At 72.2% G+C, this 26,998-nt stretch carries 23 protein-coding genes, 1 tRNA gene and 1 other RNA gene; 17 read left to right on the top strand and 8 right to left on the bottom strand.

The features are described 5' to 3' along the window. The first annotated feature begins 17 nt into the window (after positions 1-17). From mtrA to hpf, 5 genes are all read left to right on the top strand, one after another. Positions 18-707 (top strand): MtrAB system response regulator MtrA, encoded by a 690-nt coding sequence (gene mtrA, locus ACN260_RS24500; protein ID WP_067306208.1) that lies wholly within the window; start codon positions 18-20, stop codon positions 705-707. 88 nt (positions 708-795) lie between these two features. Next, complete coding sequence (gene mtrB, locus ACN260_RS24495) at positions 796-2,478, top strand: MtrAB system histidine kinase MtrB (protein ID WP_422756814.1); 1,683 nt, start codon at positions 796-798, stop codon at positions 2,476-2,478. Continuing rightward, positions 2,475-4,298 carry an LpqB family beta-propeller domain-containing protein gene (locus ACN260_RS24490; protein ID WP_422753238.1) on the top strand — a complete coding sequence of 608 codons (1,824 nt, stop codon included), beginning with the start codon at positions 2,475-2,477 and terminating at the stop codon, positions 4,296-4,298. The genes mtrB and ACN260_RS24490 overlap by 4 nt, the downstream gene beginning before the upstream one ends. 7 nt (positions 4,299-4,305) lie before the next feature. Next, positions 4,306-5,007, top strand: coding sequence for a ComF family protein (locus tag ACN260_RS24485; protein WP_422753237.1), 702 nt, complete (start codon positions 4,306-4,308; stop codon positions 5,005-5,007). Between the two features lie 257 nt (positions 5,008-5,264). Continuing rightward, complete coding sequence (gene hpf / locus ACN260_RS24480; RefSeq protein ID WP_421485712.1) at positions 5,265-5,885, top strand: ribosome hibernation-promoting factor, HPF/YfiA family; 621 nt, start codon at positions 5,265-5,267, stop codon at positions 5,883-5,885. A 90-nt stretch (positions 5,886-5,975) separates the two neighbouring features. On the opposite strand, the gene ACN260_RS24475 is transcribed toward hpf, so the two are convergent. Then, complete coding sequence (locus tag ACN260_RS24475) at positions 5,976-7,109, bottom strand: GNAT family N-acetyltransferase (RefSeq protein ID WP_422753236.1); 1,134 nt, start codon at positions 7,107-7,109, stop codon at positions 5,976-5,978. After that, positions 7,106-8,260, bottom strand: coding sequence for a GNAT family N-acetyltransferase (locus ACN260_RS24470; protein WP_422753235.1), 1,155 nt, complete (start codon positions 8,258-8,260; stop codon positions 7,106-7,108). The genes ACN260_RS24475 and ACN260_RS24470 overlap by 4 nt, the downstream gene beginning before the upstream one ends. Before the next feature lie 170 nt (positions 8,261-8,430). Here ACN260_RS24470 and secA point away from each other — a divergent pair, with 170 nt between their 5' ends. Further along, positions 8,431-11,358 (top strand): preprotein translocase subunit SecA, encoded by a 2,928-nt coding sequence (gene secA / locus ACN260_RS24465; RefSeq protein ID WP_421485719.1) that lies wholly within the window; start codon positions 8,431-8,433, stop codon positions 11,356-11,358. A 211-nt stretch (positions 11,359-11,569) separates the two neighbouring features. On the opposite strand, the gene ACN260_RS24460 is transcribed toward secA, so the two are convergent. After that, positions 11,570-12,151, bottom strand: a complete 582-nt coding sequence (locus ACN260_RS24460) for an Rv3235 family protein (RefSeq protein ID WP_422753234.1) — start codon at positions 12,149-12,151, stop codon at positions 11,570-11,572. Between the two features lie 103 nt (positions 12,152-12,254). Further along, positions 12,255-12,482, bottom strand: coding sequence for a helix-turn-helix domain-containing protein (locus tag ACN260_RS24455; RefSeq protein WP_422753233.1), 228 nt, complete (start codon positions 12,480-12,482; stop codon positions 12,255-12,257). Positions 12,483-12,677: 195 nt separating this feature from the next. Here ACN260_RS24455 and ACN260_RS24450 point away from each other — a divergent pair, with 195 nt between their 5' ends. Further along, positions 12,678-13,187: a DUF6912 family protein gene (locus tag ACN260_RS24450; RefSeq protein WP_422753232.1), complete on the top strand. Its 510-nt coding sequence runs from the start codon at positions 12,678-12,680 to the stop codon at positions 13,185-13,187. Between the two features lie 11 nt (positions 13,188-13,198). On the opposite strand, the gene ACN260_RS24445 is transcribed toward ACN260_RS24450, so the two are convergent. Next, positions 13,199-14,185 (bottom strand): hypothetical protein, encoded by a 987-nt coding sequence (locus ACN260_RS24445; protein WP_422753231.1) that lies wholly within the window; start codon positions 14,183-14,185, stop codon positions 13,199-13,201. A 494-nt stretch (positions 14,186-14,679) separates the two neighbouring features. Between ACN260_RS24445 and pruA the strand changes: the two genes are divergently transcribed. The 8 genes from pruA (at position 14,680) to ACN260_RS24405 (ending at position 22,406) form a co-directional block, all read left to right on the top strand. Further along, entirely contained in the window at positions 14,680-16,308 is a 1,629-nt protein-coding gene (gene pruA / locus ACN260_RS24440) for an L-glutamate gamma-semialdehyde dehydrogenase (protein ID WP_422753230.1), read from the top strand. Between the two features lie 219 nt (positions 16,309-16,527). Further along, entirely contained in the window at positions 16,528-17,043 is a 516-nt protein-coding gene (locus tag ACN260_RS24435) for a PadR family transcriptional regulator (RefSeq protein WP_067306179.1), read from the top strand. Positions 17,044-17,107: 64 nt separating this feature from the next. Beyond that, on the top strand, positions 17,108-18,229 hold the full coding sequence (gene prfB / locus ACN260_RS24430) for a peptide chain release factor 2 (RefSeq protein WP_422753229.1): 1,122 nt from the start codon (positions 17,108-17,110) through the stop codon (positions 18,227-18,229). A gap of 118 nt (positions 18,230-18,347) precedes the next feature. Beyond that, entirely contained in the window at positions 18,348-19,028 is a 681-nt protein-coding gene (ftsE, locus tag ACN260_RS24425; protein WP_088642977.1) for a cell division ATP-binding protein FtsE, read from the top strand. 70 nt (positions 19,029-19,098) lie between these two features. Next, entirely contained in the window at positions 19,099-19,974 is an 876-nt protein-coding gene (ftsX, locus tag ACN260_RS24420; protein WP_204956570.1) for a permease-like cell division protein FtsX, read from the top strand. 135 nt (positions 19,975-20,109) lie between these two features. Next, positions 20,110-20,589, top strand: a complete 480-nt coding sequence (smpB, locus tag ACN260_RS24415; protein ID WP_067306250.1) for an SsrA-binding protein SmpB — start codon at positions 20,110-20,112, stop codon at positions 20,587-20,589. Positions 20,590-20,694: 105 nt separating this feature from the next. Next, positions 20,695-21,070: a transfer-messenger RNA gene (gene ssrA, locus ACN260_RS24410) on the top strand. 325 nt (positions 21,071-21,395) lie between these two features. Further along, positions 21,396-22,406: a hypothetical protein gene (locus tag ACN260_RS24405; RefSeq protein ID WP_422753228.1), complete on the top strand. Its 1,011-nt coding sequence runs from the start codon at positions 21,396-21,398 to the stop codon at positions 22,404-22,406. A gap of 176 nt (positions 22,407-22,582) precedes the next feature. Here ACN260_RS24405 and mdlC read toward each other — a convergent pair whose 3' ends face one another. Together mdlC and ACN260_RS24395 are read right to left on the bottom strand one after the other, a co-directional pair. Next, positions 22,583-24,178, bottom strand: coding sequence for a benzoylformate decarboxylase (mdlC, locus tag ACN260_RS24400; RefSeq protein ID WP_422753227.1), 1,596 nt, complete (start codon positions 24,176-24,178; stop codon positions 22,583-22,585). Positions 24,179-24,332: 154 nt separating this feature from the next. Beyond that, a complete protein-coding gene (locus ACN260_RS24395; RefSeq protein WP_422753226.1) occupies positions 24,333-25,136 on the bottom strand; it encodes an S-methyl-5'-thioadenosine phosphorylase in 804 nt (267 codons plus the stop codon). Between the two features lie 141 nt (positions 25,137-25,277). Here ACN260_RS24395 and ACN260_RS24390 point away from each other — a divergent pair, with 141 nt between their 5' ends. After that, positions 25,278-25,877: a YqgE/AlgH family protein gene (locus tag ACN260_RS24390; protein ID WP_088642982.1), complete on the top strand. Its 600-nt coding sequence runs from the start codon at positions 25,278-25,280 to the stop codon at positions 25,875-25,877. An 85-nt stretch (positions 25,878-25,962) separates the two neighbouring features. Then, positions 25,963-26,035: transfer RNA gene (locus tag ACN260_RS24385), tRNA-Ala, on the top strand. 443 nt (positions 26,036-26,478) lie between these two features. On the opposite strand, the gene ACN260_RS24380 is transcribed toward ACN260_RS24385, so the two are convergent. After that, positions 26,479-26,607 (bottom strand): hypothetical protein, encoded by a 129-nt coding sequence (locus ACN260_RS24380; RefSeq protein WP_255553766.1) that lies wholly within the window; start codon positions 26,605-26,607, stop codon positions 26,479-26,481. Positions 26,608-26,998: the final 391 nt, after the last annotated feature.

Genomic DNA, 26,998 nt, shown 5'->3' with positions numbered 1-26,998 from the left:
ATGGAAACATAAACCCCATGAGAGCCCGGGTACTGGTGGTCGACGACGACCCCGCGCTCGCCGAGATGCTCGGCATCGTCCTGCGCAGTGAGGGTTTCCTGCCCTCCTTCGTCGCCGACGGGGAACGGGCGTTGGCCGCGTTCCGGGACAGTCGCCCCGATATCGTACTGCTCGATCTGATGCTGCCTGGAATGAGCGGTATCGACGTGGCACGGGCGATCCGTGGCGAGTCGGGCGTGCCGATCGTCATGCTGACCGCCAAGAGCGACACCGTCGACGTGGTGCTCGGCCTGGAGTCCGGTGCCGACGACTACGTGGTCAAGCCGTTCAAACCCAAGGAACTGGTGGCCCGGATGCGGGCCCGGTTGCGCCGGGGCGAGGACGTCGCACCGGAGATGCTGACCATCGGCCCGCCCGGCAACCAGATCACCATCGACGTGCCGGCGCACACCGTCAGCCGCGACGGCGAGGAGGTGAAGCTGACGCCGCTGGAGTTCGACCTGCTGGTCGCGCTCGCCCGCAAGCCGCGTCAGGTCTTCACCCGGGAGGTTCTGCTGGAGCAGGTCTGGGGCTACCGGCACGCGGCGGACACCCGGCTGGTCAACGTGCACGTGCAGCGGCTGCGCGCCAAGATCGAGCCGGACCCGGAGCGGCCGGAAATCATCCTGACCGTGCGGGGCGTGGGCTACAAGGCGGGTACCGGATAGCCTGGGCTGCACCGTGACCAGTGCACCCGTCCCCACCCCCGAGCACGCCGCCGGCTGGCGTCCCGCCGCGCGGGCGCTGCGGCGCGTGCTGGTGGGCCGCGCGCTGCGGGTGACCGCCGGCCTGCGCCAGACCTGGCGACGGTCGTTGCAGGTCCGGGTGGTGACCATCACGCTGGTGGTGTCCAGCCTGCTGGTCGGCGGCTTCGCCTACCTCATCGCCGACAAGATCACCAACATCCTGCTCGACAACGCCGAGACCGACGTGCTGCTGCGGCTGCGCAACGGCAGCGACTACTCGGCCAAGCAGTTCTTCCTCTACAGCCAGCCGCAGGAGGCCCAGCTCCAGGACACCATCGAGGGCACGGTCAACTACCTGGCCGGGGGTGACCCGCAGCAGACCAGCGGGGTGGTGGTCGCGATCACCGCCGACAACTACGCCGGCATCATCGAGACCCGCACCTCACCGGCGATGGACGTGCGCCCGCTGGTCAGCCGGGAGCTGCGGGCCGCCGTCGCCGACGGCAAGGTGGCCCACCAGATCCGCACCGGCCGACTCGCCGGCGAACGGACGAAGTACCTGGTCTACGGCTCCCCGGTGCCGACCCGCTTCGGCCAACTCGAGCTGTACTACCTCGTTCCGCTCAACCGGCAGGACGCCACCGCCGCCGACGCGCGGGCCACCGTGCTGGCCACCGGGGTGGCCCTGGTGCTGCTGCTGGGCCTGCTCGCCGCCCTGGTCACCCGGCTGGTGGTGACACCGGTCCGGGTCGCCGCACGTACCGCCCAACGGCTCTCCGCCGGCCTGCTCGACCAGCGGATGGTGGTCGACGGCGAGGACGACCTCGCCCTGCTCGCCGCCTCGTTCAACCAGATGGCGACCAACCTGCAACGGCAGATCCTCCGCCTGGAGGAGATGTCCCGCCTGCAACGCCGGTTCACCTCCGACGTGTCGCACGAGCTGCGGACCCCGCTGACCACCGTCCGGATGGCCGCCGACCTGATCTTCGCCGAGCGCGACGAGTTCGACCCGGCGGTGGCGCGCAGCGCCGAGCTGCTCCAGGCGGAGCTGGACCGGTTCGAGGAGTTGCTCACCGACCTGCTGGAGATCAGCCGCTTCGACGCCGGCTTCGCCATGCTCGACTCCGAGCCGACCGACCTGGTGCCGGTGGTGCACCGGGTCGCCGACCGCCTCGCCGGGCTGGCCGAGCGGGTCGGCGTCACCATCGAGCTGGCCGTGCCGACCACCCCGGTCATCGCCGAGGTGGACCCGCGCCGGGTCGAGCGGGTGCTACGCAACCTGGTCGGCAACGCCGTGGAGCACGGCGAGGCGAAGCCGGTGGTGATCACCCTCGGCGTCGACCGGACCGCCGTCGCGGTCACCGTCCGCGACCACGGCGTCGGGCTCAAGCCGGGCGAGGAGAAGCTGGTCTTCAACCGGTTCTGGCGGGCCGACCCGTCCCGGGCCCGGCAGACCGGCGGCACGGGGCTGGGCCTGTCGATCAGCCTGGAGGACGCCCGGCTGCACGGCGGCTGGCTGGAGGCGTGGGGCGCTCCCGGGCAGGGCGCCCAGTTCCGGCTCACCCTGCCGGTCCGCTCCGGGGACCGGCTCACCACCTCACCCCTGCGGCTGGTGCCCGCCGACGCCACCCTGCCGTTCGGCGGCCCCCGCGACGGCGACCTGCTGGCCATCGGACCGGCCGGCGGTGGCGTGCTGGCCATCGGCCCCGGGTCCGCCGCCGGTGCCGACGATCGGGCGGAGGCCCGGTCGTGAACCGGCTGCGCGGCCTGGCCGGGCTGCTCTGCGCCGGACTGCTGGCCGCCGTCGCCGGCTGCGGCATCCCCGACCACACCGACGTGCAGGTGGACGGCTCCGGGCCGGCCGTGTCGGCGGGCTCGTCCAGCTTCGGTCGCGGTGAGCCTCCCACCCGGACCGCCAGCGGTGCCGACCGGGAGGCGTTCGTCCAGAACTTCCTGGCCGCCGCGGCCGGCGAGCCCGAGCGGGCGTACGCCCGGGTCAAGCAGTTCATCGCCCGGGAGGACCGCAACCGGCTCGCCGAGAAGCAGGGCAGCGAGGTCGCGATCAACGTGGTCCGGCTGACCGAGAAGCCGGTGATCACCGAGAACGCCGATGGGCTGCTCACCGTCCGGCTGCCGGTGCAGCAGGTGGGGGTGCTGCGGGCCAACGGGGTGCTCGGCCCGCCGGTGGTGACCGACACGGAATACCAGTTCTCGCTGCGCGGCTCGGCCGAACCGGGCCAGGAGGGCACCGAGGCCGGCGGCTACTACGTCACCGATCCCCCCAGCGTGCTGCTGCTGGACACGCTGTCGCTGCGGGCGTACTACCAGACCCGTACGGTCTACTTCTGGAACTCCGACGCCACCCGGCTGGTCGCCGACCAGCGCTACCTGCCGGCGGCCGTGCCGTCCGAGCGACTTGTCAGCGAGGCGGTCAAGTGGCTGATCGGGGGCCCGTCGGAGTGGCTGCGGCAAGGGGTGAGCGGCCTGCCGGACCGCACCGCCCTGATCAACAACGCGGTCAAGACCGACGGCCGGTGGGAGGTCAACCTCGACCTGCCCGGCGACGACCGGCGCAAGCTGGAGAAGCTCGGCATCCAGCTGGCCTGGTCGCTGTCCGACCTGGACGGGCCGCTCCAGCTCACCACCCGCAACCAGTCCCGGGTGACGATCGACAATCTCGCCGCGCACCGCCTGGCCAACCCGGTCTACCCGCTCACCGAGGGGCCGCAGCGGTTCACCGTCTACGCCGGGGCGATCCGTCCGCTCGCCTTCGAGGCCGAGGCGGTCGGCACCGTGCCGATCCGCACCGAGGACAACCACGACATCGTCTCGGCCGCCGTGCGGCGGGCCGCCGAGAAGACCCTCGCCGCCCTGGTCACCACCGCCGGTGGCGGCCGGCAGCGGCTGGTCACCGGGTCGGGGGCGGCGCCGGTGCAGGTGATGACCCCGGCGGCGCAGACCTTCGCGGCGATCGGCCGGCCGGTCTGGTTGCGCCCGCTCGGCGCGGCCCAGCCGTACGGGCTGGTGGTGGCCGACGGGCGGCTCTACCGGTTCGACGACCGGGCGCGGATGGTGCCGGTGCCGGTGGGCACGGCGGGTCCGGTCAGCGCGGTGGCCGCCTCGCTGGACGGGCACCGCATCGCGTTGATCGTCGGTGGGCGGCTCCTCCTCAGCGCGGCGAGCCTCGACGGCGGGGTGGTCTCGCTCGGGCCGGTGCGTCAGGTCGCCACCACGCTGACCGACCTGTCGGCGGTGGACTGGGCGCAGGAGAACACCCTGGCCGTGGCCGGCTCCACCAACCGTTCCGCCGTGTACGAGGTGGGCGTGGACGGGGTGCTGGAGAGCGCGCTGGTCACCGACGTGGGCGCCCGGGTCACCCACCTCGCGGTCTACCCGGGCAACCCGACGTACGTGCTGCCGACGGTGATGATGATGTACGAGGCCAACGGGGTCGCCTACCGCTACCGCGCGTCGTCGGCCGAGACGATCCGGGGCGAGCAGGTGCTCGACGTGCCGCCCCCGCCCGCCGGTGGCCGGGCGGGCAGCCCGACCGCGCCGTTCTTCCTGTTCTGAGCCGGCCGTGCCGGACGTGGGCGGGCTCTGGGCCGACCTGAGCGATCTGGTCTTCCCGACCGGGTGCGCGGGGTGCGGCCGGCGGGACGCGCGCCTGCGGCAGGGCTGCTGCCCGCAGTGCGTACGCGGGCTCACCGCGCTGCGCCCGGTACCGGCGCGCCCCACCCCGGCCCCGCCCGACCTGCCCCCGTGCCACGCCCTCGGCCCGTACGCGGGGCCGCTGCGGGAGGCGCTGCTGGCGTACAAGGAACGGGGTCGGCACGGGCTGGCCCGGCCGTTGGGCGGGTTGCTGGCGGAGGTGGTGGCGGCCTCGGTGGGCGAGGCCCGCCCGGTGCTGCTGGTGCCGGTGCCGGACCGGGCGGCGGCGGCCCGGGAGCGCTACGGCGACCACCTGACCCGGTTGGCCCGGCACGCGGCGGTCCGGTTGCGGCGGTCCGGCTGGGACGTACGGACGGCGGTGCCGGTGCGGGCGTTGCCCCGGCCGGATTCGGTGGAGCTGGACCGGGCGGGGCGGGCCGCGGCGGCCCGGTCGGCGTTCCGGCTGCGGCCCGGTTGGGCCGGGCGGGATGCCGGCGGCCGGGCGGTGGTGGTGCTGGACGACATCCTGACCACCGGGGCGACCCTGGCGGCGGTGAGTCGGACTTTGCGTGCGGCGGGAATGACGCCATACGGCGCGGCCGTGCTGGGTGCAACGCAAAAACGGCGGTGATGGTGACGCTTCGTGTTTCCGTTTCACCCCATGGTGTTGCTTGCTGTTAATTCCCTGAGGGTTTCCCGCAACCGGGGGTGACTGTCGCCCGTACAGGAGTTAGCGTTTTCGTGTCGGGGGTAGGAAGGTTTCCCACCAGCCCCCGACGGTGGAAGGAGGCGTAGCCGCACCTGACCGGTCGACGCTCCCAGGGGCCCTCCCGAGGTCGCGCGGCCGGATTCGAAAGATCAGCCGGCCATCCGGAAAAGGGAGGTCACGTGGACATCGTGGTCAAGGGTCGAAACGTCGAAGTGCCGGACCATTACCGGGTACACGTAGCGGAGAAACTCGCAAAAATCGAGCGCTACGATCACAAGCTCATCCGGGTCGATGTGGAGCTGTTCCACGAACGCAATCCCCGGCAGTCCGACACCTGCCAGCGAGTGGAGATCACCTGCGTCTCCCGGGGCCCGGTGATCCGGGCCGAGGCCTGCACGAACGACTTCTACAGCGCACTGGACGCCGCGATCGCCAAGCTGGACACCCGACTGCGCCGGGCGGCCGACCGCCGCCGCGTACACCGGGGCCGGCACGCGCCGATCTCGGTCGCCGCCGCCACCGCCGGTCTGCCGGTGGCCGGCCTGGACGACACGAACGTGTCCGCCGGTGGCACGGCCACCGCCGTCGAGGAGCGCCCGGAGGAGCACGACGACCAGCCCTGGCACATCGCGCGGGCGAAGGTGCATCCGGCCGACCCGATGACCGTCGACGACGCCCTGTTCCAGATGGAACTCGTCGGCCACGACTTCTACCTGTTCCACGACAAGGAGTCCGGCCGCCCCAGCGTCGTCTACCGTCGCCACGCCTACGACTACGGCATCATCTCCCTCGACACCTGACCCACCCGCCCCGCTCTCTCCGCCCACCCGGCGGTGTCGATCAAGAGGTTCGCGTCACCTTCGGAGATCCAGCTGACGCGAACCTCTTGATCACCGCAGCGGGAGGGGCCGGGGATCGGTGGACAGGAAGGACCAGAGGACGGTGTCGGGGCGGGGGGTGTCCGGCGTCGGGGCGGGGAGGCGGGCGCGCATCACGCCCTCCCGGTGGAAGCCCGCCCGGCGCAGCACCCGCTGGGAGGCGGTGTTCCAGGTGGCCGTACCGGCCCAGAGGCGGGCCAGGCCCGCCGGGCCGCACGCCCAGCCGGCCAACAGCCGGACCGCCCGGGTGGCCAGCCCCCGCCCGCGCGCCTCGGGCAGCAGGCTGTAGCCGATCATCGCCTGGCCGGTGGCCGGCTCGTCGTGGATCAGGGCGCAACCGCCGACCATCGTGCCGGTCACCGCGTCGCACAGCGCGAAGTCGGCCGCCCGGCCGGTCAGCCACTCGCTCTCGGCGACGGCGCAGCGCCGGTCGATGTCCGCCCTGCTCGGTGGAACCGGACGGACCCGGGTCGCCACCACCTCGGCGCGGGTGTGCAGCCGGTGCAGCACCTCGGCGTCGGCAGGCGCGAGCCGGCGCAGGGTCACCACCGTGTCGGTGAGCCGCCCGTCGGGCAGGTCCGGCAGCAGGCGTGGGACCGGGCCGGGCGGATCGTCGACGAGGCGTACCCAGGCGAGCAGGTCGTGCCGGCTGCCGTCGCGGTCCAGGCCGGCTGCCCGGCGTACCCCCTCCAGGTGGAAGCCGGCGGCCAGCGCGACCCGCTGGCTGGCCGGGTTCTCGGCCCTGATCAGCAGCTCCAGCCGGGCCAGGCCGGCCTGGAACGCGGCCGCCGCCAGGGCCCGGGTGGTGGCGGTGGCGATCCCGCGCCGCCGGGCCGGCGGTGCCACCCAGTAGCCCAGCTCCGCCTGCCCCCGGCCCGGCACCACCTGGCTGAGCCCGGCCCCGCCGACCAGCCGGTCGGTCCCGGCGTCGACGATCGCGTACGCCGCGCCGCCGCTGCGCCACGCCGCCGGGGCGCCCTCGGTGATCCACCAGTGCGCGTCGGCGACCGTGTAGGGATGCGGCATCCCCACCGGGTTGAACCGCAGGTTCACCGGATCGTCGCGGCCGGCGGCGAGGTCCTCGGCGTCGTCCGGCCGGAACGGCCGCAGCCGCACCGGGCCGGCGTCGATGACCTCCGGGGTCACGTCAGGTCCTCGGCGAGCAGTGCGCCCACCCAGGCGTCGACCCGCTGACCCCGCTGCGACACCCCGCCCCGCAGGGTGCCCTCGACGGTGAAGCCGGCCTTCTCGGCGGCCCGCCGGGAGGCGGAGTTGCCGACGTGGGCCTTCCACTCGACCCGGGTCAGGTCGAGGCCGGTGACGCCCCAGGCGGCGAGCGCGCCGAGCGCGGCCGGCATCCAGCCCCGGCCCCGGGCGTGCGGCGCGGTCATGAAACCCACCTCGGCCAGCAGCGGGTCGACGGGGTTCAACCGCAGGTCGACGGTGCCGGCGAAGGCGTCGTCCGGGTCGGCCAGCACGAAGCACGCGCTGCTGCCCCGCGCCCAGGCCAGCCCGCCGTAGGCCAGGTAGCCCTCGGCGTCGGTGCGCCGGTAGGGGTGCGGCACGCTCGTCCACCGGACGGTGTCCGGGTCCTGGCAGGTGGCGACCACCCCGTCCAGGTCGCGGTCCTCCATCGGCCGCAGCCGGAGTTCGACGTCGCCGGCCGTGGCGAACAGGACGGGCTGCGGCCGGCCGAAGACGGCGGCCCGGCGGGCCTCCAGGGTGCCCGGCCCGGCCGGACCGTCCGCGCCGACCGCCGGCACCTCGCCGGGCAGCAGCGACCCGACCCAGCCCTCGACCCGGCCGTCGCCTGCGGGTCGGGCGAGCCGCAGCTCACCGGAGACCTGGAAGCCGGCCCGCAGGGCGACCAGCCGGGAGGCGTGGTTGCCGACCTCGGCCTGCCAGATCAGCCGGTGCAGCGGCAGCGCGTCGAACGCCCAGCGGGCGACCGCCCGGGTGGCCCGCACGGTGACCCCCCGGCCCCGGGCCCACGGGGCGGTCCAGTAGCCGATCTCGCCGGTCTGGACCGCCTGGTCGATCGCGACCAGGCCGCAGGAGCCGAGCAGTTCGCCGGTGGCCGCGTCGCAGACCGCGAACGGTGCCCCGCTGCCGTCGGCCCAGGCGCGGGCGCTCATCCCGGTGACGAACCCGTGGGCGTGTTCAGGCCGGTACGGACGCGGTACGGTGGTCCAGCGCTGGATGTCCGGGTCCTGGCAAGCCCGGTGCACGTCGTCCGCGTCCGAGGCGAGCCACGGACGCAGCAGCAGGCCGTCCTCGATGATCTCCACAGGCTCCATCCGAGTCATCGTGCCGGATCGTTCGCGGTGGGCGTAACCGGATAACCGCCGGGCGGCGGGTTGAGCCGAGCGTTATGTCGGTTTGGTCGGGTCGGACCGCCGCCACCAGTGACCATCGCGCCGGCTGAGCGCCTACGATGGTTCGAGACTGTCTAGGGGAGCGTTGATCCGTGTCGATTCTGGAAAAGGTCCTCCGCGCGGGCGAGGGCCGCATGGTGCGCCGGCTGAAGGCCATCGCCGCCGCCGTCAACTCGATCGAGGACGACTACGTCAACCTCACCGACGACGAGCTGCGGTCACTGACCGACCAGTACCGGGAACGGCTCGCCGACGGTGAGACCCTCGACGACCTGCTGCCCGAGGCGTTCGCCACGGTGCGCGAGGCGGCCGCCCGGGTGCTCGGCCAGCGGCCGTACGACGTCCAGGTGATGGGTGGCGCGGCGCTGCACTTCGGCAACATCGCCGAGATGAAGACCGGTGAGGGCAAGACGCTGACCTCGGTCATGGCCGTCTATCTCAACGCGCTGTCCGGCAAGGGCGTGCACGTGGTCACGGTCAACGACTACCTGGCCCAGCGCGACGCCGCCTGGATGGGGCAGGTGCACGAGTTCCTCGGCCTGACCGTCGGCGTGGTGCTGCCCAACCGGCCGGCCGCCGAGCACCGCGCCGCCTACGAGTGCGACATCACCTACGGCACCAACAACGAGTTCGGCTTCGACTACCTGCGCGACAACATGGCCTGGTCCCGCGACGAGCTGGTCCAGCGCGGGCACAACTTCGCCGTGGTCGACGAGGTCGACTCGATCCTGATCGACGAGGCCCGCACCCCGCTGATCATCTCCGGTCCCGCCGAGCACTCCGCCCGCTGGTACGGCGAGTTCGCCGCCGTGGTGGGCCGGCTCCAGGCCGGCAAGGACGGCGAGGGCGACTACGAGGTCGACTACGCCAAGCGCACCATCGCGGTCACCGAGCGCGGCGTGGCCAAGGTGGAGGACCGGCTCGGCATCGACAACCTCTACGAGTCGGTGAACACCCCGCTGGTCGGCTACCTCAACAACGCGATCAAGGCCAAGGAGCTCTACAAGCGCGACAAGGACTACATCGTCAGCGACGGCGAGGTCCTGATCGTCGACGAGTTCACCGGGCGCATCCTGCACGGCCGCCGCTACAACGAGGGCATGCACCAGGCGATCGAGGCCAAGGAGGGGGTGGAGATCAAGCAGGAGAACCAGACCCTGGCCACCATCACCCTCCAGAACTACTTCCGCCTCTACGAGAAGCTCTCCGGCATGACCGGTACGGCGCAGACCGAGGCGGGCGAGTTCAACAAGGTCTACAAGGTCGGCGTGGTGACCATCCCGACGCACCGGCCGATGGTCCGCGAGGACCGCGCCGACGTCATCTACAAGACCGAGAAGGCCAAGTTCAACGCGGTCATCGAGGACATCGCCGAGCGGCACCAGGCCGGCCAGCCGGTGCTGGTCGGCACGGTCTCGGTGGAGAACTCCGAGATCCTGTCCACGCTGCTGCGCCGCCGGGGCATCCCGCACTCCGTGCTGAACGCGAAGTTCCACGCCCGCGAGGCCGAGATCGTCGCCCAGGCCGGCCGCAAGGGCGCGGTCACCGTCGCCACCAACATGGCCGGCCGGGGCACCGACATCCTCCTCGGCGGCAACGCCGAGTTCCTCGCCGCCAGCGAGCTGCGCCAGCGCGGCCTCGACCCGGCCGAGCAGGAGGAGGAGTACGCCAAGGCGATGGAGGAGGTCCTGCCCACCTGGAAGCAGGCGTGCGAGGCGGAGGCCGAGGAGGTCGCCGCCGCCGGTGGGCTCTACGTGCTCGGCACCGAGCGGCACGAGTCCCGCCGGATCGACAACCAGCTTCGTGGTCGGGCCGGCCGGCAGGGTGACCCGGGCGAGTCCCGGTTCTACCTGTCGCTCCAGGACGAGCTGATGAAGCGGTTCCGGGCCGGCGCGGTCGAGGCGGTGATGGAGCGGTTCAACATCCCGGAGGACGTGCCCATCGAGTCGAAGATGGTCACCCGGCAGATCAAGAACGCCCAGGCCCAGATCGAGGGCCAGAACGCCGAGATCCGTAAGAACGTCCTCAAGTACGACGAGGTGCTCAACAAACAGCGCCAGGTGATCTACGCCGAGCGGCTGCGCGTGCTCAACGGCGAGGACCTCTCCGACCAGGTCCGCAACATGATCGACGACACCGTCGGCGCGTACGTGGTGGGCGCCACCAGCGACGGTTACGCCGAGGACTGGGATCTCGAGCAGCTCTGGGCCAGCCTCAAGCAGCTCTATCCGGTGGGTGTCACCATCGAGGAGCTGGAGGAGGAGGTCGGCTCCCGGGCGGGCCTCGACCAGGACTTCCTGCTCGCCCGCCTCCGGGAGGACGCGAACGCCGCGTACGACCGTCGGGAGGAGAGCCTCGGCGAGGAGGCCACCCGCCAGTTGGAGCGGATGGTGCTGCTCCAGGTCATCGACCGCAAGTGGCGCGAGCACCTCTACGAGATGGACTACCTCCAGGAGGGCATCAGCCTGCGGGCGTACGCCCAGCGCGACCCGGTCATCGAGTACCAGCGCGAGGGCTTCGACATGTTCGCCACCATGATGGAGGGCATCAAGGAGGAGACGGTCGGCTTCCTCTACAACCTGGAGGTGCAGGTCCAGGAGCCGGAGCCGGAGGCCGAGGAGGTCCAGCTGCTGGAGAAGCCGGTCGAGATCCGGGCCAAGGGTCTGAACCGGGCACCGCAGCAGCAGGGCCTGCAATACTCCGCCCCCACGATCGACGGGGAGGCGGGCGCGGGCGCGGTGGCCGTGGAGCGGCCCGAGCCCGAGCCGTCCGCCCCGGCGCTCGGCATCGGGGGTGGGCAGCCGCAGGCTCCGTCGCAGGCCCGTCCGGCCGCCGGTGGGTCGCGTCGGCCGGCTGCCGCCGGGGCGAGCGGTCAGGCCGCCGCGGCCAGCACCGCCCGACGGAACACCGGCCCGGTCGACCGGGCCGCCGAGGGGGGCCCGTCCCGCAACGCCCCCTGCCCGTGCGGCTCCGGCCGCAAGTACAAGCGCTGCCACGGCGCCCCCAACGGCGGCGCCTGACCCGTCCCAGCCTGATCCGGGGACGCCCTCCCGCTCGACGGAGCGGGAGGGCGTCCCCGTTCCCGTTCCGCCTCCCCACCGCTGCCGTCGCCCACCCTTGACTCGGTGATCAAGAGGTTTGCGTCAGTTCGATCTTCGAAGTTGACACGAACCTCTTGATCAACACGGTCGAGCGGTCCCGCGCGGTCGAGCGATCCCGCCGGGTGGCGGGTCAGATGACCTGGAGGGTGGTGCAGAGCCAGTTGCCCCGGCGGTGTTCGAGGCGCAGCGCCATGGCCCAGCTCCGGCCGCCGCCGGTGACCACGGCGGCCACCTCGACCGCCGCCGGGCGCGGCTGGCACACCCGCAGCCGACGCAGGTGGACCGCGGGCCGGGTGGAGCGTCGGCGTGCCTGCGGGGTGCGGGCGGCGGCGCGGGCGAGTTGCTCGGCCACCTCGACGGTGAACCCCGGCTCGACCAGGGCCCGGATCTGCCCGGGTGGCCGGTAGCCGTTGAGGATCTCCAGGCAGGTGCCGACGAACCGGTGTGCCGCCCGGGTCGCCTCGGGAGTGGTGGTGGCGGGCGGCGGCAGGGGCGGGGCGGCCGGGTGCCCGGGGCGGGGTCGGGGATCGGGTCGGCGGCCGGTCGGTCGGCCGACGGCGGGCCGGCCCGTGCCGAACAGGTCGAGGGCGAGCTGGCCGGGTGGCCGGGGCCAGAGATCCGGCACCTCGTCGACGTAGGGCGGGTCGGCGACGGGGGCCGGGCGTAACCGGATCGGCGGTCGGGTCGGCCCCGGACGGCGGGAGTCGGCCATCGCTGCCCCCTTCACTATCTACGTTTGCCTTCGTTTGCTTCCGACAGCGTCGATTGTCGGGCACGGCAACGCCCAGGGTCAATGGCTCAGCGGGATGGCCCGGTCACTCCGGGTCGCGGTCGGTGAGCGGGTTACCGCGTACCCACTCGGCGGTCTCGGCGTACTTGAGCTGGATGTACTCCTCCAGCCGGGTCCGTTCCACCCGCCACTGTCCCCGTCCGCCGATCTTGATGGCGGGCAGCTCGCCGCTGCGTACCATGTGGTAGACCTGCGAGTCCGACACGTTCAGCTCGGCGGCCACGTCGGAGAGCAGGAGAAACCTCGGCTCCACGGAAACCCCCCGGCTTGACGTCGTTCGGCTCAGTTTGCCACCGACAGCCTTCCCCGCCCAGCACCGCCGTCGACGGGTGCGGCGGCTTACCCCGGGGCGGTGCGCGGTGTATGACGGTCTGGACGTACGGCATGATCGGCGTTCGGGGCGGCCACCCGCCGCCCCGGCGAGCGGAGACGACCAGGGGAGACGACGGTGGGCGACGAGCTGGTCCGGGTGTACGTGCCGGCGACCGTGCCGATGCTGGCCCTGCTGCGGGAGCGGGGACTGCCGGCCAGCGGCGGACACGCGGTCACCCCCGCCCTGCGCGAGTGGTACGCCGAGGGCGACGAGGAGGAGCTGGAGTACGTCGCCTTCACCCGGGCCGCCCAGGACGCCCTGCAACTGCTGCGGGAGGATCCCGAGGCGCCCCGCCGCCGGGTGGTGGTGTCGGTGGACCTGCCCGCCGGGGCCGTCGGCCGGGGCGACGGCGAGCTGGGCTCCAGCGTGGTGGACCTCGACGGCCCGCTGCCGGCGTCGGCGGTGGCCGCGTTGCACGTGGACGGGGCCGAGGCGGTCGGGGACGTGGCCGCCGCCGTGGACGTGGTGGCCGAGGCGCTCGCCGGTGACCCGGACGCCCAGTTCACGGTCGACGGGGCCGAGGACCACGAGCTGGAGTGGTACGACCCGTCCGAGTGGGAACTGCTGCTGCGTACCGCGTCCTGACCGGGGCCGGGTCAGTCCCCGGCGGGGTCCTCCGGGTCGTCGTCGCGCGGGGCCGGGCCGAGGGTACGGCCGAAGAGGACGACCGTGGTCAACGCGCCCACGAAGAGCACCCAGATGCCGTTGTCGATCCGCGAGGTGCCCATGCTGGTCTGGGCCACCGCGTCCGCCTCGCTCAACGCGCCCGCCAGGTCCAGCAGGGTCCGCCCGCCGATCCGGATGATCACCTCGGTGAGCAGCAGGAGCAGGCCGGGCCCGGCCCCGGCGAGCAGGTAGGCGGGCCAGCGCGGGGCCGTGGCGTCCGGCGCGTGCCGGACGGCCCGGCGGCGGGCCCAGGTCAGGTAGCCGAAGGCGAGCAGCCCGGCCACCAGCCCGCCGAGCAGCGACTCGGTGCGGGAGACCCACTTCGCCGCGCCGACCAGCGACGCCTGGGAGTCCCCCGCGCCGAACAGGTCGAACAGCGGGTCCCGGGCCTGGCTGAACAGCACCACGAACAGCAGCGTGCCGAGGGCGGCGGTGACCACCGCGCCGACCGGGGCCGGGGTACGCGCACCCGCGAGCGCCCCACCGATGATGGCCGCCGCCGCGCTGGTGCCGGCGATGGTGTTGGTGGTGGCGTTGTCGGCGTACGTCAGGTTGATCGCCAGCGCGGTGCCCAGCCCGACCAGCATGCCGGCCCCGATCGCCGCCGCGAAGCGCAGCGCGGCCCGGTCGCCGAGCCGGCGGGCGGTCAGCTCGCTCGCGGCCAGCGCGACGGCGGCCCCGGCGACCAGGGCGGCGGAGATCACCCCGGGCAGGGCGAATGCGGACAGCGTGATCGCGGTGAGGCCGACCGCCGCCGAGTGGATCGCCTCCCGGGTGGACCAGAGCATCGCCGCCAGCCAGCAGAGGGCCAGCACCGCCAGCACGGGCGTGCCCGGGGCGTACCCGGTGTGCCCGGCCGGCTGCTCCGGCGACCGGTCGATGGACTCGGCCGTCGAGCTGCCGGGCTGGTTGCTCATCGTCTCCCCTTCGACACCGCGCCACCCCGGCACCGGGACGGGCCTCACCCTCGCGCGAACCAGCGTACGCGGACGGGCCGGACCACCCCGGGCTGGGCGTGGCGGCTCCCGGCCGGGTGCGGCCCGGCCGGGAGGTGGCAGCGTCCCGGTGCGGCTTCGGTCGGGCGGGTCGAGGCGGAAGCGGCGCGGCCCGGCGGCCCGGAGGGGTGCCGGCGACCGGCGGTGGATCCGGCCGGTCACAACCGGTCCGTCCGGTCTTCCTTCGGTCCGGTGGGATGTTCGACGATGATTCGTCGACAGGCAGGGGGTGTCCGCTTCGTGATCCACGGTGTGGGGCGGGCGGGGCGTGAGCCCCGCGAGCCCGGCGTGGGAGAATCACCGGAGGTCCCGCCGCCGCGATCGGCTACCCCGCGCGGTGCCCGGCGCCCGGCCGTCCGGTCGGTGCCTGCGGGTCCGATTTCGCCGCCGCTGTCGAGATCGCCCAGGAGCCTGTGATGGACGCCGTGTTCTCCGTACCCGAGCCGCGCAACGAGCCGGTACGCACCTACGAGCCGGGCAGCGCCGACGCCGAGCGGCTGAAGCGGCGGCTGACCGAGCTGGCCGCCGACCGGATCGACCTGCCGATGACCATCGCCGGTGAACAGCGGATGGCCGGCGGTGACCCGATCGACGTGGTCCAGCCGCACCGGCACGCGCACGTCCTCGGGGTCACCGGTCACGCCACCCACGACGACGCCCGCGCCGCCGTACGGGCCGCCAAGGACGCCGCGCCGATGTGGCGGGCGCTGCCGTTCGAGGAACGCGCCGCGGTCTTCCTGCGCGCCGCCGAGCTGCTGGCCGGGCCGTGGCGGGACACCCTCAACGCGGCCACCATGCTCGGTCAGTCCAAGACCGTCGTCCAGGCCGAGATCGACGCGGCCTGCGAGTTCATCGACTTCCTCCGGTTCAACGTGCACTTCGCCCGGGAGTTGCTGGCCGCCCAGCCGAACTCGTCGCCGGGGGTGTGGAACCGGTTCGACCACCGCCCGCTGGAGGGCTTCGTCTACGCGGTGACCCCGTTCAACTTCACCGCGATCGCCGGCAACCTGCCGTCCGCGCCGGCCCTGCTCGGCAACACCGTGGTCTGGAAGCCGGGCCCCACCCAGCAGTTCGCGGCGCACTTCACGATGCGGCTGTTCGAGGCGGCCGGCCTGCCCCCCGGCGTGATCAACATGGTCACCGGGCGGGGCGAGGAGGTCTCCGACGTGGTGCTCGCCGACGCCGACCTGGCCGGCATCCACTTCACCGGCTCCACCAGGGTCTTCCAGCAGCTGTGGCGCACGGTCGGCGAGAACATCGCCTCCTACCGGGGCTACCCCCGGCTGGTCGGGGAGACCGGCGGTAAGGACTTCGTCGTCGCGCACCCCAGCGCCGACGTCGACGCCCTGCACACCGCGCTGATCCGGGGCGCCTACGAGTACCAGGGCCAGAAGTGCTCGGCCGCCTCGCGGGCGTACGTGCCCCGGTCGCTGTGGGAGGGCGGACTGCGGGACCGGCTGGCCGCCACCGCCGACGCGTTGACCTACGGCGACGTGACCGATTTCGCCAACTTCGGGGGCGCGGTGATCGACGCCCGGGCGTTCGACAGGCACACCGCCGCGCTGGAGCTGATCGGCGGGGACGACAGCTGCCGGGTGCTGGCCGGTGGCACCGCCGACGACTCGGTCGGGTGGTTCGTCCGGCCGACCCTCTTCGAGTGCGCCGACCCGGCCCACGAGACGTTCACCACCGAGTACTTCGGGCCGATCCTGGGCGTGCACGTCTTCGACGACGCCCGGTTCGACGACGTGGTCGCCCAGGCCGAGTCGATCGCCCCGTACGCGCTGACCGGGTCCGTCTTCGCCACCGACCGCCGGGTGATCGACGCGGTGGCCGAGAAGATGCGGTACGCGGCCGGCAACTTCTACGTCAACGACAAGCCGACCGGGGCGGTGGTCGGACAGCAGCCGTTCGGGGGCGCTCGGGCCAGCGGCACCAACGACAAGGCCGGCTCGTGGCACAACCTGGTCCGCTGGATGTCCCCCCGGACCATCAAGGAGACGTTCGTGCCGCCGACCGACCACACGTACCCGCACATGGGCTGAACCGGCGACCGGCCGGCGGTGGCGTGCGACGACGCCCCCGCCGGCCGGGCCCGCCCGACCGGGCGACGGGCCGGCACGCCCTGCGGTCGGGTCCGGGGCGGCGGTCGGGGGTGGTCCTGGGAGCACTGTCGTCGGCCGACAGTGCACATTGGAAATCCTCCCGGGTGGCAAATCCGGAAATCCTGGACGCCGGGACGGCAAAGTGGCAGCTTAGAGGGCATGGCGGATTCCGGAGTCAACCCCACCGCGGCGGCCCTGCTGGGTCTGTTGCACGAGGGGCCGATGACAGGTGGCCAACTGATGGCCGCCGCTGAGCGCCGACTGGCGCCGTACTGGTCGATGACACGCAGCCAGGTCTACCGTGAGTTGCCGGTGCTGGCTGAGCGTGGTTTCGTGCGGCTGGGCAAGCCCGGCCCGCGGATGAGTCAACCCTACGCGATTACCGCGGCCGGCAAGCGGACCTTCTCCCGCTGGCTGGCGGAGAATCCCGGTCGGGACACCATCCGCAACCCGATCGCCCTGCGGATCGCGTTCGGCAACCTGCACTCGGCCAGCCAGCTCAAGAACCTCTACGCCTCGGCCAACGAATACCACACCGAGGCCCTCGCGTACGTCCGGGAACAGGTCAAGACCGCCAAGAAGGAGGGCGACGAGTACGACGCCAGCGCGCTGGAGTTCGCCGTCGCCTACCACAAGGCCGCGCTGTCCTGGCTCAAGACCGCCCCGGTCGGTTGATCATCCGCCCTGGTAGGTGGTGTGACGTGAGCGGACCGCCGCACGCACAGTACGCTTGTCTGTCGTGACCGCTGCCGATTACGCCGAACAGCTCAAGGAACTCGACGCGACCCTGCGCAACATCGAGTCGGTGCTCGACCTCGACCGCCTGCGGGAGGAGAAGGCCCGGCTGGAGGAGCAGGCGTCCGCGCCGGATCTCTGGGACGACCAGGCCAAGGCACAGCAGGTGACCTCGCAGTTGTCGTACGTCAACGGCGAGATCAGCAAGCTGGGCAGCCTGCGGTCCCGGCTGGACGACGCCCGCGTGCTGCTGGAGCTGGCCGAGGACGAGGCCGACTCCGGGGTGCTGGGCGAGGTCGAGACCGAGATCGCCGGGCTGACCAAGGCCATCCAGGAGATGGAGGTCCGCACCCTGCTCTCCGGCGAGTACGACTCCCGGGAGGCGCTGGTCGCCATCCGGGCGGGCGCCGGTGGGGTGGACGCGGCCGACTTCGCCGAGATGCTGCTGCGGATGTACCTGCGCTGGGCGGAACGGCACGGCTACCCGACGGAGGTCTACGAGACCTCGTACGCCGAGGAGGCGGGCCTCAAGTCCGCCACCTTCACCGTCAAGGTGCCGTACGCCTACGGCACGCTCAGCGTCGAGTCGGGCACCCACCGGCTGGTCCGGATCAGCCCGTTCGACAACCAGGGTCGCCGGCAGACCAGCTTCGCCGGGGTGGAGGTGCTGCCGGTCACCGAGCAGACCGACCACATCGACATCCCGGAGAACGAGGTCCGGGTGGACGTCTACCGGTCCTCCGGGCCGGGTGGGCAGAGCGTCAACACCACCGACTCGGCGGTGCGGCTCACCCACATCCCCACCGGCATCGTGGTGACCTGCCAGAACGAGAAGTCCCAGCTACAGAACAAGGCCTCCGCGATGCGGGTGCTCCAGTCCCGGCTGCTGGAGCGCAAGCGGCAGGAGGAGGAGGCGAAGCTGGCCGGCCTGAAGACCGGCAGCACCAGCTCCTGGGGCGACCAGATGCGCTCGTACGTCCTGCATCCTTATCAGATGGTGAAGGATCTGCGAACCGAGCAGGAGACCGGCAATCCGTCCTCGGTCTTCGACGGCGAGCTGGACAGCTTCATCGAGGCCGGCATCCGCTGGCGCAAGCAACAGCAGCTCGCCAACGACGCTGCGTGATCGAGCGTGAACGGGGCGCGTCGTCGATGCCGGGTTGACCGGGCGAATCGATGACGCGCCCCGCTTCGGCGGGGCGTGCCACTTGGCTCTGCGGTTACACCGCGTAGACTCACGACCCGTGATTCAGCTTGAGCAAGTGACGAAGACGTACCCGAAGGCGTCCCGGCCTTCGCTCGACAACGTGTCCGTCTCGATCGAGAAGGGCGAGTTCGTCTTCTTCATCGGGCCATCCGGCTCCGGCAAGTCCACGATCATCAAGATGCTGCTGCACGAGGTCGCCCCCAACAAGGGCCGGGTCATCGTCAACGGCAAGGACGTCACGTCGATGCGTTCCTGGAAGCGACCCCACTTCCGGCGCTCCATCGGCTGCGTCTTCCAGGACTTCCGGCTGCTGCCGAACCGCACCGCCTACGAGAACGTAGCGTTCGCCCTGGAGGTGATCGGCAAGACCAAGGCGGTGGCCCGCCGGGTCGTGCCCGAGGTGTTGGAGCTGGTCGGCCTCGGTGGCAAGGAGCACCGGTACCCGCATGAGCTGTCCGGTGGCGAGCAGCAGCGGGTCGCGGTGGCGCGGGCGTTCGTGAACCGCCCGCTGATCCTGCTGGCGGACGAGCCGACCGGAAACCTGGACCCGGACACCTCGATCGAGATCATGCGCCTGCTGGACCGGATCAACCGCACCGGCACGACCGTCGTGATGGTCACACACGACTCCAACATCGTGAACCAGATGCGCCGTCGCGTCGTCGAGATCGAAAGCGGCCGCATCGTGCGCGACCAGGCCCGCGGCGTCTACGGGTGAGCCGGCGCTCCACCCCTGCCGTACGACCTGACGACGAACACCTCACGCCGGAGAGCCGGAGGAACACCCGATGCGGATGAAGTATGTCCTGTCCGAGGTACTGGTCGGACTGTGGCGCAACGTCACCATGACCGTCGCGATGATCATCACGATGGCGGTCTCGCTGACCATGCTCGGCGCCAGTGGCCTGATGTACAAGCAGGTCGGCGACATGAAGGACCTCTACTACAAGAACGTCGAAGTCTCGATCTTCCTGAAGACCGACGTCACCGAGCAGCAGCGCACCGACCTCGACGCCAAGCTGAAGAGCGACCCCCTGGTCAAGGAGGTCCTCTACGTCAACAAGGACGAGGCGTACAAGACCTTCAAGGAGATGTACCAGGACGCGCCCGACCTGGTGAACGCCGTGAAGCCGGACCTGCTCCCCGAGTCGTTCCGGCTGAAGCTGGTCAACCCGGAGCAGTACAAGAACATCTACGACCAGTACCAGGGCACCGAGGGCGTCGACGTGATCGTCGACCAGAGCCGGCTGCTGGACAAGATCTTCAACGTGCTCACCGCGATCCAGAACATCGCGCTGGCCGCCGCCGTGGTGATGGCGATCGCCGCGCTGCTGCTGGTCGCGAACACCATCCAGGTGGCCGCGTACAGCAAGCGGCGTGAGGTCGCGGTCATGAAGCTGGTCGGCGCGTCGAACTGGTTCATCCAGGCGCCGTTCGTGCTGGAGGCGGTGGTGGCCGGCCTGATCGGCTCGCTGCTGGGCCTGATCGCGCTGATCGGGGCGAAGCAACTGCTGTTCAGCGGCTCGTTGAAGGCGCTGGAGGGGCTGCTCTCGCCGGTCCAGTGGTCGGACATCTTCCTCATGTTCCCGCTGATGGCCGGTGTCGGTGGCCTGATCAGCGCCGCCACCGCCTGGGTCACGCTCCGCTTCTACCTGCGGGTCTAGTCACCGCAGGGCTCTCCGTGAGGACCCTCCCGCGCCGGAATAAACGGCGCGGGAGGGTCCTTGTCGTTCGGGTAGCATGATCCCCGCTCACCGGCCGGGTGGTCGGTGCGCGTAGTGGAAGGGAGGTGGCGCCGGATGCCACGGGAGAAGGGCCGCAAGGTGGTCGCCTCCAACCGGAAGGCCCGCCACGACTACGCCATCCTCGACACGTACGAGGCGGGCATGGCGTTGACCGGCACCGAGGTCAAGTCGCTGCGTGCCGGGCGGGCCTCGCTGGTCGACGCCTTCGCCCAGGAACGCGACGGCGAGCTGTTCCTGCACGGCATGCACATTCCGGAGTACACCCAGGGCACCTGGACCAACCACGAGCCCCGGCGTACCCGCAAGCTGCTGCTCAAGCGGCTGGAGATCGACAAGTTGATCGGCAAGACCCGCGAGGGTGGCCTGACCATGGTCCCGTTGCAGGTCTACTTCTCCGACGGCTGGGCCAAGGTGGAGATCGCCCTGGCCAAGGGCAAGAAGTCGTACGACAAGCGGCAGGACCTCGCCAAGCGGGACGCCGACCGGGAGATCGCCCGGGTGTCCGGTCGCCGGGGCAAGGGGATGGACGACTGATTCGTACCCGTCTGTCCGGCTCGGCGTGCCGGGCCGGGGCTCGGGATGAAACCCGTTGCGGCAGGCGTTAGTCTGGACAGTGCCGCCACATCGGTGGCCCGTCGAGGGGGTGACTGGTTTCGACTTCGTACGCAGCGACAGGGGAAGCGAGCCGAGGAAGCCGACGTCGTCTCGAGAATCGGTCGTCGGAAACCAATAAGCGCCAAGCAAAATCGCGCTGACTTCGCTCTCGCCGCCTGAGGCGAGTAGTGAGTCTGTCGGCCTGGGAGCGCCTTCGACCCAGTTAGCCGGCATCAGCTAGAAGGCTGGCCAATCGGACCCGGTCGCGGGGTCCGTGCGGCGAGATCAATCAGCGACTGGGCCCGTCACACCAACTTGCTCGCGTGAGCGGTGGGGCCGAGTAGAGGCATAGCGAGCTGCGCTCGGAGAAGCCCTGACAAACCGGCGAAGGACCCGGGTTCGATTCCCGGCACCTCCACCACCTCGATGATGCGCCCCGGTCCCCCGAGGACCGGGGCGCATCACTGTCTCCCCCCGCCCCTCTCGCCCCGGCCCTGCCTCGCCTTGCCTCGCCGCGTTGATCAAGAGCTTTGCGTCAGAACCGGCGCGACGGATGACGTAAATCTCTTGATCACCCGGCCTTGACGGGTGGCGCGCGTTGATCAAGAGATTTACGTCAGAGTTGGAGATCAACTTGACCTGAACCTCTTGATCGACGGGGGCGGAGCCGGTGGGTGGAGTCGGTGGGTGGGGTGAGGCGTCGGGAGGAGAGGGAACCGGGAGGGACGGGTGGGCGTCTCAGGGGGATGCGGCGATTCGTAGGGCTGACGTGGGGGTTGGGGCTCCTGATGGCGGTGGGCGGGTGTGCGGCAGCCGGGTCGGTGCCCGGGAGTGCGGTGCCCGGAGGCGCGACGTCCGGCAGCGCGGTGGACGGCAGCGCGGTGGACGGCGGGGCGGTCGGAGGTGATCCGGGGCGGCAACGGGAGGCGTTCGACGAGCGGGCCGCCGAGGTCGCCGGGGCGTGGCGGCCCGGCCCCGAGTGGTGGAGTGGGTACCTGCCGTTGCAGGACGCCACGGTGCTCACCGGTCAGCCCGGCTTCGACGCCGGCACCGAGGTGGCCTTCCGCGCCGGCTGGTACCGGGACCAGATCGCGCTGCCGACCGCCGTACCCGCCGACGGGGCGATCCGGTTCCCCGACGGTGCCCTGACCGTCCCGCTGATCAGCGCCGCCGAGGCGTACCGGCAACTGGACCAGGGCGACCCGCCGCCGTGCGAGGGGCGGCCCCGGGGACCACGGCCCGCCGAACCCACCGCCGGCACCCGCCCGGACGATCCCGTCTCCACCCAGGCCGCCTGCATCCCGCTCACGGTCACCGGGGTCACCCTGGGCACCGCCGAGGTGCGTACCAGCCGGGGGGTCGCCGCCGTACCCGCCTGGATCTTCACCGTGGCTGAGCTGACCAGCCCGGTGGCCCGCCTGGCGGTGGCGTCCCGGGCGGTCACCGCCGCACCCGGGGCCAGCGCCCCGAACCGGTCCCTGCCGGTCGGGGTGGCCGGCGCCGACCAGCTCCGACGGGTCGACGGGGCCCGGCTGACGTACACGGTCGGCATGGGGGCCTGCGACAGCGGACCCACCGCCCTGGTGCGGGAGAGCGACGACGTGGTGGTCGTCGGCGGCGGGGTGGTCCGGGGCACCGGGGAGTGCGTCGACCTGGCGGTGCTCAAGCCGGTCACCGTGACGTTGGCGGCCCCGCTCGGGAAACGCCCGGTGCTCGACGTCGCCACCGGCCGGGTGCTCACCCTGACCGCCCACTGAAACGCCCGGCCGTCGCGGTGCCCGGGCTCGCCGTCAGAACGGCCCGGGCTCCCCGTCAGAACGCCACCCGCTCTTCGGTGATCAAGAGGTTTGCGTCACCCTCGTCCGGCCGATGTGACGCAAACCTCTTGATCACCCCGGACGCGGGCGGGTGACGCGGACGGGGAGGAGGACAGTCAGAGGAGGGTGGGGATGGTGGTGCTGATCGGGGTGGGGAGCACGGTGGGGACGTCGGCGCGGAGCGCCCCGGTGAGCGCGTCGGCCAGGTCGGGCAGCGCGTCGACGACGCGGGTGGCGCAGCCGTAGCCCCGGGCGATGGCGGTGAGGTCCAGGCCCGGCAGGTCCAGTCCGGGCACTCCCGGGGTGGACTTCAGCTCGGCGAACGCCTTGAGGATGGCGTACTGCTGGTTCACCGGGACCAGCACGACCACCGGCAGCCGCAGCCGCGCGGCGGTCCACAACGCCTGCACCGAGTAGTGGAAGGAACCGTCCCCGATCACCGCGACGACCGGCCGGCCCCGCCCGGTGTCCCGCTCGGCGAGGGCGATACCCACGGCGGCCGGCAGCCCGTAGCCGAGCCCACCGCTGGCCATGGTGAAGTACGACGCCGGACGGGTCACCGGAAGCCGACGACGCAGCGCGGCGAGGTTCGACGGTGACTCCTGCACCAGCACCCCGTCGGCGGGCCAGCAGGCGGCCAGCGCGGCGAAGAGCGCGTCCGCGTCGGGCGGGTCGCCGGTGCCGGGCGGTTCCGGCGTCGGGCGGGGTGGCGGCATCGGCCGGTCGGCCGCCGGCAGCAGGTCCAGCAGCGCGGCCAGGGTCAGCCCGGCGTCACCGAGCAGGCTGTCGCCCACCGGGGCCCGCGCGGCCTCGTCCGCGTCGTCGGTGACGTGCAGCAGCCGGGCCCCGGGCGGCAGGTGGTCGCCGGGTACGTGCGGGTAGTAGCGGAACACCGGCGCGCCGACCACCAGCACCACGTCGTGCCCGGTGAGTTTCTCGGCCAGCGGGGCGATCGCGTACGGCAGCACCCCCCGGTAGTGCGGGTGGTGCTCCGGGAACGCGGCCCGCTCCGGCGCCGGCGCGGACCAGACCGGCGCGGCGAGCCGCTCGGCCACCGCCGCCGCCACCGGCCAGGCGGCGGCCCGGTCCACCGCCGCGCCGAGCACCAGCACCGGGTTGCGGGCGGCGGCGAGCAGCGCGGCGAACTCCCGCAGCCGACGCGGGTCGGGGGCGAACCGGGTGGACACCGTCCGCACCTGCGGCGGCGGGTCCGCCGGCTGGTGCCAGTCGTCCAGCGGCAGGGAGAGGTAGACCGGGCCGCTCGGCGGTTGCGCCGCCGTGGCGTACGCCCGCATGAACGCCGCCGGGACGTCCTGCGCCCGCACCGGCTCGTGGCTCCACTTCACGTACGGCTGGGGCAGCTCGGTGGGGTGCCGGTTGGCCAGCCGGGGCTCCATCAGCAGCATCTCCCGGCTCTGCTGCCCGGCGGAGACGATCAGCGGCGTCCGGTTGTGCCACGCGGTGACCAGGTTGCCCATGCCGTTGCCGGTGCCCGGGGCGGTGTGCAGGTTGACGTGCGCCGGCCGGCCGGTGGCCTGGGCGTACCCGTCGGCCATGGCGACCGCCGACGCCTCGTGCAGGGCGTGCACGTAGTGGAAGTCGGCCGGGAAGTCCTGGAGGAACGGCTCCTCGGTCGAGCCGGGGTTGCCGAAGACCGTGGTCAGGCCGAGGGCGCGGAGCAGGTCGTAGGTGGTCTCCCGGACGGTCGCCATCGCCCTCCGCCTCCGTGTCCCCGACCCGTCCGGTGTCCGCCGGGACCGGACCCCTGACCTGCCGAATCTAGCGGGCGGCAGCCGGCGTTCCGCGCGCTTTACCGGCTATTGCCCTGTCCGGGGCGGGGACGCGTCCGGGGCGTGCGGCGACAGGTCAGGGGAGGGGGAACGGCGTCCGGATGCCGTCCAGCGCGTGCCCGCAGGGGCAGTCGCGGTCGGTCGGCAGGGCGGCCACCGCGTCCAGCAGTACGCCGCGCAGCCGGTCAGTGTTCTCGCCGAAGACCCGGAACACCTCCTCCTGGGTGACCGAGTCGCCCGCCTCCACCCCGGCGTCCAGGTCGGTGACCAGGGCGATGGAGGTGTAGCAGAGGGCCAGTTCGCGGGCGAGCACCGCCTCCGGGTGGCCGGTCATGTTGACCACCGTGCCGCCCATCGCGGCGTACCACCGGGATTCCGCACGGGTGGAGAAGCGGGGCCCCTCGACCACCACCACCGTGCCGCCGTCGACCGCCGGCACGTCGCGCCCGGCCGCCGCGTCGAGCAGGGTACGCCGCCCCACCGGGCAGTACGGGTCACCGAACGCCACGTGCACCGCGCCCTGGTCGTAGTAGGTCTGCACCCGGCCGCTGGTGCGGTCGATGAGCTGGTCGGGCACCACGAACGTGCCGGGCCCCAACTCGGGGCGCAACCCGCCGACGGCACAGGGGGCGAGCACCTGGCGTACTCCGATCGTGCGCAGTGCCCACAGGTTCGCCCGGTACGGGATCAGGTGCGGAGGGTGGCGGTGATCACGCCCGTGCCGGGGCAGGAAGGCCACCGACCGGCCGCCCACGGTGGCGATGGTGAGCACGTCCGAGGGGGTGCCGTAAGGGGTCTCGACCTGGTGTTCCGTGGCGTCGTCGAGGAGCGCGTACAGCCCCGAACCGCCGATCACCGCGATGTCCGCCGTCGGACCCATCGATCCTCCCTCGACCGCCCTCGATCACCTGTCGGTCAGACCTTAGCCACCGCACCGGGTGCAGGCTATGGTGCCAGGCATGGCGGTGACAGCACAGATGGTCGGTGGTGCCCGGTTGTCGGACCCGGTGCGCGGCTGACGATGTCCGAGACGCAGGGGGAGGGACCGGCGATCAGCGGTCGTGCCGTGGAGTCGATGACCGGGCGGCTGCTGGTCGCGACGCCGGCCCTCAAGGACCCGAACTTCGATCGTACGGTGGTGCTGCTGGTCGCCCACGAGGCCAACGGGGCGCTCGGGGTGGTGCTCAACCGGGCCACCGAGGTGGCCGTCGCGGACGTCCTCGGCGAGTGGAGCGATCTCGCCCGGCACCCGGCGGTGCTCTTCGAGGGTGGCCCGGTGCAGCCGGAGTCGGCGATCTGCCTGGCCCGGATGCGCCATCCGATGCGCCGGTTGAAGGGTTTCCAGCCGATCTCCGGCGCGGTCGGCACCGTCGACCTGTCCTCCGATCCGGAGCGGATGCGCGACAGCATCGGCGGCATCCGGGTGTTCGCCGGCTACTCCGGCTGGGGCTCCGGGCAGCTGGAACAGGAGATCGAGGACGGCTCCTGGTTCGTGCTCGACGCGCTGCCCGGAGACGCCTTCGTCGACCGGCCGGACGACCTGTGGCCGATGGTGCTGCGCCGGCAGGGCGGCATGATGGCGGCGGTCGCGCACTTCCCGCCGGACGTGGCGCTGAACTGATCCGCCGGGGACCCCCGCGAGATGACCATGCTCGGCCGCGTGTGTATAGTTCTCTCCGTGCCCGGGCGACCGGGGACGACAGCAAGGGGCCGTGGCGCAGCTGGTAGCGCACCACACTGGCAGTGTGGGGGTCAGGGGTTCGAGTCCCCTCGGCTCCACCCTTGAGGCAACAGGTCAGCGGCCTGGTCGAGTATCGACCGGGCCGCTTTTCCGTGTCCGGCCCCGGCTGGCCACACCATCCGGGCCGGGGCAGCGTGCGTCGACGGGCTGACGATGCCGGACACCCCGGCACCGGCTGGGGTCGGTGGCGCGGGGTGGCCGGTCGTCCTGACTCCGCCCGTACCGGGCCGGCCGCCCGCGCGCTGGGGTGTGGGGACCGGCCCGCCTGCCCGGCTGGGGTTGCGGGGGTGGGCGGTCTCCTGCGCCGGGGCCGGCCGCGACGACGGAGGGGCCGTCACGGGTACGGGCGACGGACTGCCGCAGCTTCCGGGGCGCTGGGGTCACCGACGACGGGCTGCTCCGCCACGGGGTGGACAGGAGCGGCCGACGCGGACGGTGTGGCCGGATCCGGGCAGGGTGCGCCGAGGCGCGGAGCTGCCGATCAGAACGGAACGAGGGCCTTGCCCGCGCCGGTGCCGGGGCGGATGGCGGGGAACTCCGGTCCCTTCCAGTGGCCGATCGGCGCGCGGGTGATGGCGGGAACGGCCGCGACGGGCTCTTCCACGCTCATGTCCACTCCCGGGGGCCGGCGGCATCTGGTGGAGAAGCTAGCCGCCGTCGCCGGCCCGGTCAACCAGGGGAGACGTATCGTTACCTGCCCGCCGACCTGCGCGTTCCCCGGGTCGCGAGGTTGCCGGCGCACGCGTCTTGGCGTAATGCGAGATATCGTTTCGCATCTTGACAGGGTTTTTCGGGCCCCGTACCTTCGCTGCAAGTCGGCGAGGCGTCAGGGTGCTGCTGGGGTGCAGCCCGACCGCCCGAACCGACCGTGACCAGCGTTGCCCGGCCATGCCGTGACGCCGTCTGCGGTTCTCGCGGCCCTGATTGATCCCCTCGAACCGGCAATTCAGGCATTCAGCACCATCACCAAGTCGATGCAGCTCGCGTCGGAACCGCACCGC

This window comes from Micromonospora sp. WMMD708 (genome assembly GCF_049315245.1).
GTDB lineage: Bacteria > Actinomycetota > Actinomycetes > Mycobacteriales > Micromonosporaceae > Micromonospora > Micromonospora wenchangensis.
The sequence above is the reverse complement of the archived record's forward strand: the minus strand, read 5'-3'. Positions and strand labels throughout refer to the sequence as shown.